The sequence below is a fragment of the Bacillus sp. MYb78 genome (assembly GCF_002975115.1).
GTDB classification, from domain to species: domain Bacteria; phylum Bacillota; class Bacilli; order Bacillales; family Bacillaceae_G; genus Bacillus_A; species Bacillus_A cereus.
Genome location: NZ_PCOB01000001.1, coordinates 346,255 through 361,263 on the forward strand (window position 1 = coordinate 346,255; position 15,009 = coordinate 361,263).

Here is a 15,009-nt window from a genome sequence, read left to right on the forward strand (position 1 = left end):
CCAGTCATTTCATTCAATTTGATTACAATACAGTTATAGCCCCTTACTGTAATCTTTTATCATAACCGTCACTATTACGAGAATACCTCTAAATGAGCACTTCACAACACTTCGCTATCATTTTAAACCATATCTTTTTGAAATGCCTCTAACGCAATATGAACAGTCTCATCTGAAATAGATACGACATTCACTACCCCATATTCCTGCATAAGCACCATATGAATTGCTCCTGCATTTGCTTTCTTATCTTGTTTCATCAATTGAACGAGGCGCTCTACATTCAAATCTCTTGGCATTTTTGGATAGCCGTATTTCAAGAACCACTGCTTCATATCTTCATAAGCAAGATCAACCTTGTACACTTGCTCACTTAAAAATATGGCGAATAACATTCCAACCGCTACGCCGTCACCGTGAGTAATATTCCCATACCCTAGCTCTTTTTCAAGAGCATGTCCTAACGTATGTCCAAAGTTCAAATGGGCACGTACACCCTTCTCTGTTTCATCTTGTGACACAACATTTGCCTTTACAGGAATCGCCTTCGTTAATATATGGATTAACTTCTCATCACGAAGATCCGCTAATGTTTGCACTTCTTCTTTTAACCAATGATATAGCTCCACATCACCAATAAGAGCATGCTTTATCACCTCTGCATAACCTGAACGCCACTCTTTTTCAGGAAGAGACTGTAAAAACGGTGTATGATATACAACCGCTTCTGGCTGATGGAATGCACCAATCATATTTTTACCTAACGGATGATTAATCGCTACTTTCCCACCTACTGCGCTATCGTGCGCTAATAAAGTCGTCGGAACCTGCACAAAGCGAATACCCCGCATAAAAGATGCAGCAACAAAACCAGCTAAATCTCCAATCATTCCGCCTCCAAGTGCAAGAATTAAAGAATTTCTATCTAATTTATTTTCAAGAGCTGACGTATGAGCCGCATAGAAATTTTCGAAAGACTTCTCTTTTTCGCCACTTGGTACAACAAATGAAAACACGTCCTGCTCCACTTGTAATGCATCGATAACTGTCTGTAAATGTAGTGATGCAACAGCTTCATCTGAAATGATCATTACGTTAGATACAGCTGGCTGCATATTTTGAACGATCATTGTTAAGTTTGACAACGCTTCTTTACCAACATGTACATCATATTCTTTTGATTTCGTTTGAATATGTATGTTTCCCATTAAAATCCCCTCGCATATTCATTATGTTTCTCAATATTTTCACGAATTAGTTCCATACGATCTAATCCGAATTGTTCTATTAAAGCTGTTGCTAATTCCCAAGCCACAACCGCTTCTGCAACGACACTAGCTGCTGGCACTGCACAACTATCTGAACGTTCAATGCTCGCTGTAAAAGGCTCTTTCGTATCAATATCTACACTTTGAAGAGGTTTATAAAGTGTAGGTATCGGTTTCATCACACCGCGCACAACAATTGGCATTCCAGTCGTCATACCGCCTTCTAATCCACCTGCATTATTTGTTCTTCTTGTATATCCATGCTCCTCATTCCATAGAATTTCATCATGAACTTCACTTCCCGGTCTATGCGCTGCTTCAAAACCAATTCCAATCTCGACACCTTTAAAAGCATTAATACTCATAATTGCAGCTGCTAATTTCGCATCCAGTTTTCGATCATAATGCACGTAGCTACCTACTCCAATTGGCATTCCTTCCACAATTACTTCAACGATTCCACCAATTGAATCACCATTTGCTTTCGCATCATCAATCGCTTTCATCATTTGGTTACCAGCTTCGTCATCTAAGCAACGTACAGGAGATGCTTCTGTAATACTCTTTAATTCTTCAATTGAACTATACGTAACCTCCTTAGCTTGTACACCGCCAATTTCAATTACATGGCCCGCCACTTTAATACCAAGTTCTGCTAACACCTTTTTAGCAACCGCACCAGCAGCAACACGCACCGTCGTTTCGCGCGCTGACGAACGTTCCAGTACATTCCTCATATCTCTATGACCATATTTAATTGCACCATTTAAATCAGCATGCCCAGGCCTTGGTTTTGTCACTTTCCTTTTTATCTCTTTTTCTTCCTGCTCAGTTAAAGGCTCTGCCCCCATAATTTTTGTCCAATGGGCAAAATCACGATTTTCAACAACGAGTGCAATAGGGGAACCTAATGTTTCTCCATGTCTAACACCACTTAAAATTTGCACTTGATCCGTTTCAATTTGCATGCGTCTACCACGCCCATATCCCTTTTGCCTTCTAGCTAACTCTTCGTTTATATCATCCGCTACTAAAGACAATCCTGCTGGAACACCTTCTATAATCGTTGTAAGTTGCGGACCATGAGATTCACCAGCTGTAATATATCGCATACGTTATTCCTCTTTTCGTATATGTATTTATCTCACTATATTAACTTTTATCATTCTAAAAATATTAAAGAAATTATATCATAAATCGACCATTTTCTTATTCTATATTTCCGATAGGCCTAATTTAAATATCAATATATCATAACAGCTCAAACTTCGTAACTAATTGAAAATAAAAAAAGTGCAAGAAGAATACCCCTATTCTCCTTGCACTTTTTACTATTATCACAGTGATTAAAGCGTTTACAAATTATTTCAAAATAATTAGTAAATCCATTCATTCATTAATTTTGAGTAGTCAACTAATTCTTCTTCTTTAAAGAAAATAGCAATCTCGCGCTCTGCGCTTTCTAAAGAATCAGAACCATGAATAATATTTTTCGCAACAGTTACACCGAAATCTCCACGAATTGTTCCAGGAGCTGCTTCATGTGGTCTTGTTTTCCCCATCATGTTACGCGCTGTATCTACTACACCTTCACCTTGCCATACCATTGCGAATACAGGTCCAGATGTAATAAAGTCTACTAACTCACCAAAGAAAGGTTTTTCCTTATGCTCAGCGTAGTGTTGTCCAGCAATTTCCGGAGTGACTTGCATTAATTTTGCACCAACTAATTGAAAGCCTTTTTTCTCAAAACGAGCTACAATTTCCCCAATGAAGGCACGTTGTACACCGTCTGGTTTTACCATTAGAAATGTTTTTTCCATAAAAAATCTCTCCACTTCTGAATTATGTATGTAATTGTATATCCCCACACACATATTATCACCCTTATCACAATTGTGCAATAGTTTTGAAATAGAGAGATTATTTTATTTTTTAGAATAAACATTAAAATTTTCGTTTTCCAATATACTTTGCAACATTTTGTAATGCATACTTTGCTTTTCCACGTGGGAGTGGTTTTATTATTTCTAAAGCTTTATGTAAATAACGTTCACTAAACGCAAATGCTTGATCAATTGCTGGACTATTTTTTACAGCATCAATAATTTCTTGCATTTCACTTGCTGTTGTATTTTCATGTACAGATGTGATTTTTTGACGAAGTACTGGATCTTCCATCGCATATAAAGCAGGGAGCGTTATGTTTCCTTGTAATAAATCTCCACCAGCAGGTTTTCCAAGTTTCTCTTCTGTGGAAACGAAGTCTAAAATGTCATCAATAATTTGATAAGACATTCCTACAAAATACCCATACCAAAATAGACGATTTACTGTATCACGATTAGCACCAGCAGCAATCGCTCCCAATTGACAACTCGCGGCAATTAATAATGCTGTTTTTCGCTTTATTCTTCTTAAATACGTTCTTAAATTTTGGTCATAATTGTATTTATCTTTAATTTGTTCAATTTCACCTTTACAGACTTCTAAAATAGTATGTGATAACGCTTGATGCGCCTCTGGGATTTCGATATTTGTTATACATTCAAGAGACTTAGCGAACAAATAGTCCCCTGTATACATCGCAATACGATCTCCCCATTTCGCATTCACAGTCGCACTGCCGCGTCGTAAAAATGCAGCATCAATAACATCATCGTGAACAAGAGAAGCCATATGAATAAGCTCTAACGCAACAGCAACATGCTTAATCGCATCTAACTTATAATCTCCAAATTTCCCTGCAAGCAACACAAATACAGGACGAATTCGCTTCCCACCAGCTTCAATAAGTTGTAATGCTGCCTCTTCTACTAATGGCTGTTCAGAAGCAACTGTCTTTTTTAATTCTTTTTCTATCACATTAATATCCGATCGTAAAAAAGAGTACATAAGTTGTAACTTCATATTGTTCACCTTAACCTAAAACTTCTTTTTTCTTTTTTCTATTTTGATTCTGGTTTAATACCTAAATGCATCGCTGCTACCCCAAAAGTAAATGGTTTCACTTGCACACGTTCAAGTCCAGCTTGCTCAAACATTTGGGCCAATTCTTTCATCCCTGGGAATGCACTAGCAGATTCTTGAAGCCATGAATATTCTTTATAACTTTTCGCAAACATCTTTCCAAATAACGGCATGATATATTTAAAGTATAAAATATACCCTTGTCGAAAACCAATCATTGTTGGTTGAGATGTTTCTAAACAGATTACTTTTCCACCTGGTTTTACTACACGCGTCATTTCTTTTAATACGTGCATATAATCCGGTACGTTACGTAAACCAAACCCAATTGTTACATAATCAAACGTATTATCTTCAAATGGAAGCTCCATTGCATTCCCATGTAGAAGTTCTACTTGTTTTAATTGTAACGCCTCTACCTTTTGCTTACCGACAGATAACATATTTTCACTGAAGTCTAAGCCAACAACCTTTCCTTGCTCACCTACCGCTCCAGCTAGCGCAATTGTCCAATCTGCGGTTCCGCAGCATACATCAAGCGCTTTACTGCCAGGTTGTACATCCATAATTCGCATCGTTTCTTTACGCCACGCTTTATGTCTTTGAAAACTAATTACAGAATTCATCACATCGTATTTATCAGAAATCTTTTCAAATACGTCATGTACTCTTTCTTCTTTTGATTGTTGCATGCTCGTACCTTCTTCCAATGTAAAATTGCTTATGTCTTCTATTTATCCCTTAACACAGAATTTATTTCACTTACGTCTGTGTGATTTTCTAAAAATTGTTTTTCTTTCTTTCTCAATTCCATCATCCAACCATTAATCACTACTTCTGCTTTATCCCCTAAAGCATCTTGCACCGCTTGAAAAACAGGTGAATGTTGTTTATCAGCATACAATTGAATTTCTTTTTGAAGGCGATTTCCACCTAATACGTATGTGATAAATGGCTTCCAATGTGATAAATGAAAATGATCACATGTTTTTTGAAGGAGCGCAGACTCAATCGTTACTACGCTTTTCATTATGTCATCCGTCGTTTCATGCGCTTTTTGGTATAACATAATTTTGTGTTCATTTATCTCTTTAATTCCTTCAGCAAGTGCACGAATTAAAACAATATCACGATTCATAGACAATAAATAATAATATAGTCCACTATAGTAATCGCCTGCAAGTACTGTTAATTGACGACATTTATGGAATTCAATCTCTTCCTCGCCTGCTTTATTTGATACCCTTTCATGCGTATCAAGCGCAATTTGTACAAGCATAATTGTTACTACGTAATGCTCAATTTGTTCTATATGTAAGTTTGCACTCTTTAAAGCACCATATAACAATGCTATCTTTTCTTCATCAATAAATGGTTCTTCAATATAGTTTATAAAATAAGGATGGCGTAATTTCTCCATCAATTTCTCTTTTATACCCGCATACCCTCCGTAGATGTCACACACAAAAAATCACCCTTGTTTTCTAATTCATAAAACTTATTATAACACATACACTCTATTTTCTATAACCAAAACTTGGCTACACCTACCATTCATGTAAGCAATCTTTCTAATCTCACTCTGTCTAGCTAAAACTATATCATTTATTTACTAAAAAAAAAAAAGAAAAGCAGTTTCCCGCTTTTCTTTACTTCGCTTTAATAAACGATAAAATTTCACTGCGCGCTGCAGCATCATTTTCAAGCACACCACGCACTGCTGTCGTTACTGTTTTCGCACCTGGTTTTTTCACACCACGCATCGTCATACACATATGTTCTGCTTCTACTACTACCATTACACCATGAGGCTCTAGTACTTCCATAATAGAGTTGGCTACTGTTGATGTAATACGTTCTTGCAGTTGTGGACGACGTGCAATTGTATCTACAGTACGAGCTAATTTACTTAACCCTGTCACCTTTCCACCTTGCGGAATATATGCAACGTGAGCAACTCCATAGAATGGAACTAAATGATGCTCACACATCGAATAAAATGGTATATCTTTTACTAGTACAAGCTCTTCGTGATCTTCTCCGAATACTTTATGCAAATGCTCTTTCGGATCTTCATGCATACCTGAGAACACTTCTGCGTACATTTTTGCAACACGCTTTGGCGTATCAAGTACTCCCTCACGATTTGGATCATCCCCAATCGCCTCTAAAATAAGGCGTACTGCATGTTCAATTTGTTCTAAATTAACTTTTGCCATCCGCTAGCCCTCCCGAAAACCTAAAAGTGATACGAACACATTCTAGCATATTTATGTTTTTAAAAGCAAAAAGAAGAGTTCCCAAAAAGGAAACTCTTCTTCCCTGTTAATATGTAAGGATTATTTAACCGCATCTTTTAACGCTTTACCAGGTTTGAATGCAGGTACTTTACTTGCAGCGATTTCAATCTCCTCACCTGTTTGTGGGTTACGACCTTTACGAGCCGCACGCTCACGAACTTCGAAGTTACCGAATCCGATCAGTTGTACTTTATCACCTTGTTTTAAAGCTTCTAAGATAGAATCAAAAACAGCGTCTACTGCTTTTGTTGCGTCCTTTTTAGAAAGGGAACTTGCTTCTGCAACAGCATTGATTAAATCTGTCTTGTTCATGCCATTCACCTCCTCCCAAAGATAAGACTGTATAATGATCATAAAATGAGTCTTACTTTCATTTGTAGGCAATTTTTACAAATTCTATACTACAAAGATGTAGATAAATCATTATCAACGCCTATATTATACGATTCTCCTTTATAATTCAATATTTTTAAGGAAATTGTTACTCTGAAAATGTGAAAATCTGATGAAACTTGACAATTTACAACAATGTATTAGATAATGACTGTTTATTTTTCTATTTTATAATCGAAAAAACAAAAAATCCCTCTACAGTGAGAGGGATTTTTCTTATAGTATAATCGCAATTAATCCGCCAGATCCTTCATTAATAATTCTTTCTAGCGTTTCTTTTAATTTATATCTAGCATTTTCTGGCATTAAAGATAATTTCGCCTGAATTCCTTCTCGAACAATCGAGCTAAGCGAACGTCCAAATATATCAGAATTCCAAATTGATAACGGGTCATCTTCAAAATCTTGCATTAAATAACGAACTAATTCTTCACTTTGCTTTTCAGTACCAATGATCGGCTCAAACGTTGACTCTACATCTACTTTAATCATATGAATAGATGGCGCTACCGCTTTTAACTTCACACCAAACCTTGAACCATGACGAATAATTTCTGGCTCATCTAAGCTCATATCCGCTAGCGCAGGGGCTGCTACACCATATCCTGTTTGCTTAACCATACGCAATGCATCTGCCACTTGGTCGTATTCTATTTTCGCATGAGATAAATCGAGCATAAGCTTCAATAAATGATCTTTCCCTCGAATTTCTACTCCTACTACTTCTTTTAAAATCTGATCATATAATTCATCTGGCGCATATAAATCAATCTCCGCCACACCTTGCCCCATATCAATGCCAGCTAGGCTCGCTCGATCAATAAATTCATATTGACTAAACTGCCAAACAACGCGATCCACATCACGAAGACGTTTTATATCCTTCACAGTTTCTTGAACTGCTTCTTGATAACTTTGACGCAACCAATGCCCTTCATTTAGCACCATTACCCAGCTCGGAAGGTTCACATTCACTTCTAATACAGGGAATTCAAATAGCGCTTCACGAAGTACATTATATACATCTGTTTCTCTTAAACTCTCCACACTCATTGCAATAACCGGGATATCATATTCTTCTGATAAACTTTGGCGTAATTGCTCTGTATCTGGATGATACGGCTGTACCGTATTAATTATCATAATGAAAGGTTTTCCTACTTCTTTCAACTCATTTACAACGCGTTCTTCTGCCTCTATATAATCTCTTCTTGGAATTTCACCAATTGTTCCATCTGTTGTAATTACAACACCAATTGTTGAATGTTCTTGAATTACTTTACGCGTGCCGATTTCTGCAGCTTCATGGAATGGAATAGGTTCTTCATACCAAGGGGTATTAATCATGCGCGGGCCATTCTCATCTTCATAGCCCTTCGCTCCTGGAACCGTATATCCAACACAATCTACTAATCGAATGTTCACTTCAAGTCCTTCATCTACTTCGATAGAAACCGCTTGGTTTGGAACAAACTTCGGTTCCGTCGTCATAATTGTACGACCAGCAGCACTTTGAGGCAATTCATCCTGCGCTCTTTGACGGTCAGACTCATTCTCAATATTTGGAATAACTACAAGTTCCATAAATTTTTTAATGAATGTTGATTTCCCTGTTCGAACAGCTCCTACAACTCCAAAATAAATATCACCGCCTGTTCGTTCTGCAATATCTTTAAAAATATCTACCTTTTCCAAGTGATTCCCTCCCTCAAAATTTTTGGGAATAATTCCGCGTTTATAGTCAACTAATACCTTCTCTAACGTTGCCTATAATATCTGATATAATATAATGGTATTCTAGAAGTTCGGACAATATATCATATAATTTTGTCCAATTTCATATGACTATTAAAAAATATCTTTTGTTTGCATCGTAAGTTGTATAACATAAAAAACCTTTCTTCTAGAACTTATTCACTAAAAGAAAGGTTCATGACTTATGATTTTAAAAAAATTGGTTCTCCGTTCTTTACTGTGTACGGTAAAGAATAAGCTGGTACAAACGGGGAACCTTTCGAAAGTATATTTCGAATATCTTCTCCCTCCGTAAACTGCCCTTCATTTTTTTTCAAAGCGTCATATAAGTCGATTCTATAATCAACAAAAACTTCTCCTTTTTCATTAATTACAAAAGGAAGCCCTTTACCAGAATATGGACTTGTCACTTGTGGCACATCTTTATATCCTAGTTTTTTGAAATCCAATTCATATACACCATCTGAAATTACTTTTTTAAAAGGTGGATATTGATGTTCATCACGATACATCCTAAGTTTTAAAGATAATTCCTGAATTTGTTCAGCCATCCTAACATCAATTAACTTTACTGTTGGATTTGTTTCAACGTCTATTAATACGTATTGATATACTCCTCCACTTTCATATGCATTCCCTGGCGCTTCTTGTATGTAACGCGGAGCAATCTGTTGAAAATCGATTGGATACTTTTGATAAATAGGTGTACTCATATCCCTCGTCTTAATTGGCAATATCCCATCATTTTGCTCCTTAAATGTCACAACAGCTTTTTGAACAACCTGTAGCTGATCTTCATAAGGAACCGCATTTTGCTTCATATTTTCTTTCGGATACAGACACCCCGTTAAAAGGCTCATACAACAAAATATTAAAATAATATGGACTTTTTTCACTAGCATCACCTTTTCATACTAATATAACTTGCTCCGTATGTAGTATTTTCGAGACCATTCCATTTACTGCTGTACAGGTCCACTAAATACAACAAGAAAAATAACAATTCCTGACACAACCATAAGGGTGTACGCTACTAACGCTGTAATCCCTTTCAAAAATTTATTCTTTATTTTATGTCTACTTAATAAAATAAAACTTACTGCAAAAAACATAAATCCAATTGCCCCTAAAGCCAACCACATTTTCATAAGCCCTTCTGACATATACACACCCCTTTTTATTAATCTATTTTTATACTATTTTAACAAATTAAAATCTTTAAACAAATACAAAAAGAACATTTTACTACAAATCGCAAATATGTAACTTTAATCAATAGGTTTTTCAGCATCTTCCACCAATCTAGATAAAAATAAAACCGAAGCGATTATATCTCTCGCTTCGGTTGACCAAATATGCCCAAAAACAGCTCTATTCCCATTCTTTCATGGCTATCATATGCAATCTACAAACTCTTTGTTTCTCATAATTTATTTTTTAAACATTTTGCTTAACGAGCCAAAATCCGCTGGCATATTATTATTAATAATTGCTTTTACAATTTGATCCTCTTGCTCTTTCGGCACTTCACGTCCCGCCATAAGAGCCACTTGATGAATCAATTGACGAAGTACAGTTTCATCACGTAAATTCGCATTTTGCACGGATGATGCTAATTTAAAAATATCCTCTTTATTTACTTTCGCTTCCTTCTCAATATTATTAAAAATGTTATTATCCATTCTTTTCACCCTCTCCTCAAGTTACTCTTCATCCTATGCAAAAATAAATAAATGGTGAAAAGACCCATAAAATAAAAAAGCGACAGAAGTACAAATGTACTTCTGTCGCTTTTCTTTACAGTAAGTCAGGTATAGCTTCCACTTCATGTTTTCGAACACGTCCCATTAATGAGCCTACCGCATCTTTTACGTTATTCCCATTGAACAGCACGTCATATAAAGCAGCTGTAATCGGCATTTCAACTTCCATTTTCTCTGCCAATTCATGAGCAGCTTTCGTTGTTCTTACACCTTCCACAACCATACCCATGCTTTCTAACACTTCTTCTAAAGAATGTCCTTTTCCAAGCATATTTCCAGCGCGCCAATTTCGGCTATGAACACTTGTACAAGTTACAATTAAGTCTCCCATACCAGTTAGACCAGCAAACGTTAACGGATTCCCGCCCATTTTTCTTCCTAAACGAGCAATCTCTGTTAAACCACGTGTCATCAATGCCGCTTTTGCATTATCACCTAATCCAAGACCATCAGTTATACCAGCAGCTAATGCGATAATATTTTTTAACGCACCACCAAGTTCAACTCCAACGATATCTGGATTTGTGTATACACGGAAATAACTATTCATAAATAAATCTTGTACTTCCTCAGCCGCTTCCATACGCTTTGCTGCAGACGTAACTGTTGTCGCTTGTCGTAAACCAACTTCTTCAGCATGACTCGGTCCAGACAATACAACAACATCTTTAATTAAGTTCTCTGGAATTTCTTCCTCGATTACTTCCGAAATACGTTTTGACGTACCAGGTTCAATCCCTTTACTCGCATGAATCCAAGTAATCGGTTCTGTAACAATTTCTTTCATCTCTTGTAATACATCTCTGTACGCTTTCGTCGGTACTACTAGCAGTACTGTATTTACATCTACTAATGCTTCTTCTAAAGAAGAGTAGGCTACGATTGTGCTTGGCAATGTAATGCCTGGGAGATATCGACTATTCTCATGTTTCGTATTCATTTCATCCATAAGTTCTGAGCGATTTCCCCAAATACGTACATCATGTCCATTGTCAGCTAATACCATCGCTAACGCTGTTCCCCAGCTACCTGCTCCTACTACTGTGATTTTTGTCATAAAATCACATCCTCTCCATTAGTCTCTTGCTCGAGCAATAATGTGAATCGGCGTTCCTACAAAACCGAACGCTTCACGTAAACGATTCTTTAAGAAGCGCTCATATGAAAAGTGCATTAATTCTGTATCGTTTACAAACACAACAAATGTCGGTGGTTTTACCGCAACCTGTGTCGCATAGAAGATTTTCAGACGGCTACCATTATGAGTCGGTGTTGGATTCATCGCTACCGCATCCATAATTACATCGTTTAATACGTTTGTTTGTACACGGATACTATGGCTTTCATTTACCTCATTGATAACCGGTAATAACGTTTGTGTACGTTTTTTCGTTTTTGCAGATAAGAATACAATCGGTGCATAATCCAAGAATTGGAAATGAGCACGAATGTTTTCTTCAAATGCTTTCATTGTTTTTTCATCTTTTTTCACTGCATCCCATTTGTTTACAACGATAATAACAGCTCGTCCTGAATCATGAGCATATCCAGCGATTTTTTTATCTTGCTCAATAATTCCTTCTTCTCCGTCTAAAACAACTAAAACAACGTCAGAACGTTCAATCGCTCTAAGTGCACGAAGTACACTATACTTTTCTGTACTTTCATATACTTTTCCTTTTTTACGCATACCAGCTGTATCGATGATTACATAATCTTGATCATCTTTACTATATGGTGTATCGACAGCATCACGCGTCGTTCCTGCGATATTACTTACAATTACACGTTCTTGACCAAGAAGTGCATTTACAAGCGATGATTTCCCTACGTTTGGACGTCCAATTAAAGAGAAACGGATTGTTTCATCGTCATACGCTTCTTCTTCAATCTTTGGAAAATGATTTGCAGCTTCATCTAACAAATCACCAAGTCCTAAACCGTGTGTACCTGAAATCGGGAATGGCTCGCCAAATCCTAATGAATAAAAATCATAAATATCACTACGCATTTCTGGATTATCAACTTTATTTACCGCAAGTACAATTGGTTTTTTAGAACGATACAAAATTTTAGCAACTTCTTCATCCGCTGCAGTTACACCATCGCGACCATTCGTCATAAAAATGATAACATCTGCTTCATCAATCGCAACTTCCGCCTGTTGACGAATTTGTGTCAAGAACGGCTCGTCTCCAATATCAATTCCACCTGTATCAATAATGTTAAACTCATGATTTAACCATTCTCCCGCACTATAAATACGGTCTCGAGTTATACCTGGGATATCTTCTACGATTGAAACTCTTTCTCCAACTATTCTATTGAAAATAGTAGATTTTCCTACGTTCGGGCGGCCTACTATTGCTATTACTGGTTTCGGCATATACTTTCATCCTTTCAACTTGCTTCTGTTTATTATGTAAAAAACCCTTCTTTGTGCAAGAAGGGATTTGCATTCCAGAATATTTCTCAACGTATCAAAACACCTCACATTATAACACACGTTCCTAATGTTTCACAATAATATATACATTCTCTTGTAAGCGATGCGCAATACCATCTAAAATTGCCTCTAAATTATTTGCAACGAATTCTAGTTCCTCCATCGACTCACAAACAAATAAAGGAGCACCACCTGCAAATTTTTCTGGCGCTGTTGTAATAACTGCCAGGATAACGCTTTCTAACATCATCTCTTATCTCCCCTTCCTTTCGGGGCTTCCGATGACATATGGACAGCACTTTCTAACGTTGGTACATTTCCTATGACACTTATCGCTTTCTCTGCATCTTGATCTTGCGGTAAGACAAAAATCCCAACCCTGCCATCCTCTAAATCACGCTTTGCTAACGGTACAAGCGCTGGTGTACCAGAATCTCTATAAATCCCTAACGCCACCGAAACATCGTGTAAAATAGCTTGCCGTTGCCCTAAATTTGAGATTGTCACCATCGCATCAATGGATTTCGGTTTTAATATAAACCCCATGCCATATTTCATAATCTCTTCTTGCCTCACCGGCAATCCAATATTCATAATATAAATATTATCGATATAAAGCCCTGCTCCTTCAAAACGCAGCGGAACATGCTCAATATCTACAAGGTCATGGAGCCTTCTACCAGACATTAATTTTTTCGCAATAAAAAATGCGATTATAGCCATAATTACTCCAGCAATCCATGAACGGAACCCTATATACGCAAACGTCGTTGCAAACGACGTTAACATCGCCAAATAGTTGCGACTTTCAAAAACCAATGCAATCCCTTCAATGTACGTATTTCCACGCGGTACGAGCTCATATCCATCTAATTGTTGAAGTGTATTTCTTTCCATATTACGTACATCACGAAATTGTGTCGCTGCTAACGTAAGAAATGTAATGGCAGAAAAATCTTTTTTCAAAATAGATGGGATTGCAATCGCTCCTAAAGCTGCTGCAATTAACCCCATTGCAATATGAATAATCTTTCCATGTAGCCTCGTCGGATATTGCCGTGTATCCGTCCGAAGCATTAACACCCTTGTAACTGTCCCCGCTATTACGCCGCATAAAATGGCTGGTGTATATTCAGTCATGTATTACCCTCGCCTTTCTTTTACGTGTTTTTCTCTTAAACTGTTCCATGTATACTGATGCTTTTGCAATCCAAAACAATACTGCCATGAATAATGTAGAAACGGCGACGATATCAAAAAATGCTAAACTACCGTAATCATATGGAAAATTCAATTTCCGAAAAATAAATGTCACTAGCAACTCTCCTTGTAACATCCCTACATATAGGGAACATAATCGTAATATGCGATCCCCATGCAATAACACCGATGCATACACAAGAGCACTACTTAGCAGAAACACTCTATCCACCACAATCCAAATCGGATCATATATCTCTAACAGATGAAAACTTGTATATAACATCGCAATAATAAGTGCCGAAAGTAAGCTATATAATTTTTTCCAAACAGAATACAGCGCGATCCCTATAAAAGAAATAATACAAAGTAAAAGAGCATTTACTGATACCATGAATGAGGCGATCGTTACATGTAACGGAGAGCAAATTATAAAAATCAATATACAAGCGCCTAACTTCCACCGAATATGGTCCTTTTTCATAAAAAAGGTTACGACAACCCACCCTATCCAAGCTATAAAATAAAAAGTACTTCCATCCATCTACTTCACCTCCTATGTTTTCCATTATGGGAATTTTTTATGAAAGTTAATCCACTTTATTTACGCATAGTTTTTTCTTATAACAGCAACACTTTTAACAAGGAGGTGTTATTCATTATGGGTAAAGATCGCCAAGAACGAAAACTACGAGAATCACGCCGCGTTGAATCTGATCGTGATCAATCACTACAATATCCAGGTGCAACTGGACTTGATACACCAGAGCAGGCTCGAAAACAAAACCAGCACTAATGAATACAAAAAGACGGTTTCGATATTGTACGAAACCGTCTTTTACATAATCATTTTAATGATTTTTATTTATATTGAAATAATATTTTGTGTACTATATCCTCCTATCACTTTTTTT

Annotated in this window: 18 protein-coding genes; 1 reads left to right on the forward strand and 17 read right to left on the reverse strand. The window is 36.8% G+C overall.

Annotated features, from left to right (window positions below; all coding sequences use genetic code 11):
* Positions 1 to 122 precede the first annotated feature (122 nt).
* From aroB to CQ064_RS01900, 17 genes are all read right to left on the reverse strand, one after another.
* Complete coding sequence (aroB, locus tag CQ064_RS01820) at positions 123 to 1,208, reverse strand: 3-dehydroquinate synthase (RefSeq protein WP_000526809.1); 1,086 nt, start codon at positions 1,206 to 1,208, stop codon at positions 123 to 125.
* A complete protein-coding gene (aroC, locus tag CQ064_RS01825; RefSeq protein WP_001269379.1) occupies positions 1,208 to 2,380 on the reverse strand; it encodes a chorismate synthase in 1,173 nt (390 codons plus the stop codon). The genes aroB and aroC overlap by 1 nt, the downstream gene beginning before the upstream one ends.
* A gap of 264 nt (positions 2,381 to 2,644) precedes the next feature.
* Positions 2,645 to 3,091 carry a nucleoside-diphosphate kinase gene (gene ndk / locus CQ064_RS01830; RefSeq protein ID WP_000415883.1) on the reverse strand — a complete coding sequence of 149 codons (447 nt, stop codon included), beginning with the start codon at positions 3,089 to 3,091 and terminating at the stop codon, positions 2,645 to 2,647.
* Between the two features lie 124 nt (positions 3,092 to 3,215).
* Complete coding sequence (gene hepT / locus CQ064_RS01835; protein ID WP_000776079.1) at positions 3,216 to 4,178, reverse strand: heptaprenyl diphosphate synthase component II; 963 nt, start codon at positions 4,176 to 4,178, stop codon at positions 3,216 to 3,218.
* Positions 4,179 to 4,216: 38 nt separating this feature from the next.
* Complete coding sequence (gene menG / locus CQ064_RS01840; RefSeq protein ID WP_001187668.1) at positions 4,217 to 4,930, reverse strand: 2-heptaprenyl-1,4-naphthoquinone methyltransferase; 714 nt, start codon at positions 4,928 to 4,930, stop codon at positions 4,217 to 4,219.
* A gap of 38 nt (positions 4,931 to 4,968) precedes the next feature.
* A complete protein-coding gene (locus CQ064_RS01845) occupies positions 4,969 to 5,703 on the reverse strand; it encodes a heptaprenyl diphosphate synthase component 1 (protein WP_000332853.1) in 735 nt (244 codons plus the stop codon).
* A 184-nt stretch (positions 5,704 to 5,887) separates the two neighbouring features.
* Positions 5,888 to 6,457 carry a GTP cyclohydrolase I FolE gene (gene folE / locus CQ064_RS01850; RefSeq protein WP_001151481.1) on the reverse strand — a complete coding sequence of 190 codons (570 nt, stop codon included), beginning with the start codon at positions 6,455 to 6,457 and terminating at the stop codon, positions 5,888 to 5,890.
* A 120-nt stretch (positions 6,458 to 6,577) separates the two neighbouring features.
* A complete protein-coding gene (locus CQ064_RS01855) occupies positions 6,578 to 6,850 on the reverse strand; it encodes an HU family DNA-binding protein (protein ID WP_001043860.1) in 273 nt (90 codons plus the stop codon).
* 297 nt (positions 6,851 to 7,147) lie between these two features.
* On the reverse strand, positions 7,148 to 8,626 hold the full coding sequence (gene spoIVA, locus CQ064_RS01860) for a stage IV sporulation protein A (protein WP_000416519.1): 1,479 nt from the start codon (positions 8,624 to 8,626) through the stop codon (positions 7,148 to 7,150).
* A 242-nt stretch (positions 8,627 to 8,868) separates the two neighbouring features.
* A complete protein-coding gene (locus tag CQ064_RS01865; RefSeq protein ID WP_000755480.1) occupies positions 8,869 to 9,582 on the reverse strand; it encodes a hypothetical protein in 714 nt (237 codons plus the stop codon).
* Between the two features lie 63 nt (positions 9,583 to 9,645).
* Complete coding sequence (locus CQ064_RS01870) at positions 9,646 to 9,849, reverse strand: DUF2768 domain-containing protein (protein ID WP_001289005.1); 204 nt, start codon at positions 9,847 to 9,849, stop codon at positions 9,646 to 9,648.
* A gap of 267 nt (positions 9,850 to 10,116) precedes the next feature.
* Entirely contained in the window at positions 10,117 to 10,368 is a 252-nt protein-coding gene (locus tag CQ064_RS01875) for a stage VI sporulation protein F (protein ID WP_000369753.1), read from the reverse strand.
* A gap of 115 nt (positions 10,369 to 10,483) precedes the next feature.
* On the reverse strand, positions 10,484 to 11,506 hold the full coding sequence (locus CQ064_RS01880) for an NAD(P)H-dependent glycerol-3-phosphate dehydrogenase (RefSeq protein ID WP_000161783.1): 1,023 nt from the start codon (positions 11,504 to 11,506) through the stop codon (positions 10,484 to 10,486).
* An 18-nt stretch (positions 11,507 to 11,524) separates the two neighbouring features.
* Positions 11,525 to 12,835: a ribosome biogenesis GTPase Der gene (gene der, locus CQ064_RS01885; RefSeq protein WP_001125890.1), complete on the reverse strand. Its 1,311-nt coding sequence runs from the start codon at positions 12,833 to 12,835 to the stop codon at positions 11,525 to 11,527.
* Positions 12,836 to 12,959: 124 nt separating this feature from the next.
* Positions 12,960 to 13,145: a capping complex subunit for YIEGIA gene (locus CQ064_RS01890; protein ID WP_000979048.1), complete on the reverse strand. Its 186-nt coding sequence runs from the start codon at positions 13,143 to 13,145 to the stop codon at positions 12,960 to 12,962.
* On the reverse strand, positions 13,142 to 14,035 hold the full coding sequence (locus tag CQ064_RS01895; RefSeq protein ID WP_000141599.1) for a YIEGIA family protein: 894 nt from the start codon (positions 14,033 to 14,035) through the stop codon (positions 13,142 to 13,144). Before CQ064_RS01895 ends, CQ064_RS01890 begins: the two co-directional genes overlap by 4 nt.
* Positions 14,028 to 14,639 (reverse strand): YphA family membrane protein, encoded by a 612-nt coding sequence (locus tag CQ064_RS01900; RefSeq protein WP_002093921.1) that lies wholly within the window; start codon positions 14,637 to 14,639, stop codon positions 14,028 to 14,030. The genes CQ064_RS01895 and CQ064_RS01900 overlap by 8 nt, the downstream gene beginning before the upstream one ends.
* Before the next feature lie 117 nt (positions 14,640 to 14,756).
* On the opposite strand from CQ064_RS01900, the gene CQ064_RS33100 reads away from it, so the two are divergent.
* On the forward strand, positions 14,757 to 14,891 hold the full coding sequence (locus CQ064_RS33100) for a YpzI family protein (protein WP_000513900.1): 135 nt from the start codon (positions 14,757 to 14,759) through the stop codon (positions 14,889 to 14,891).
* The last annotated feature ends 118 nt before the right edge of the window (positions 14,892 to 15,009 follow it).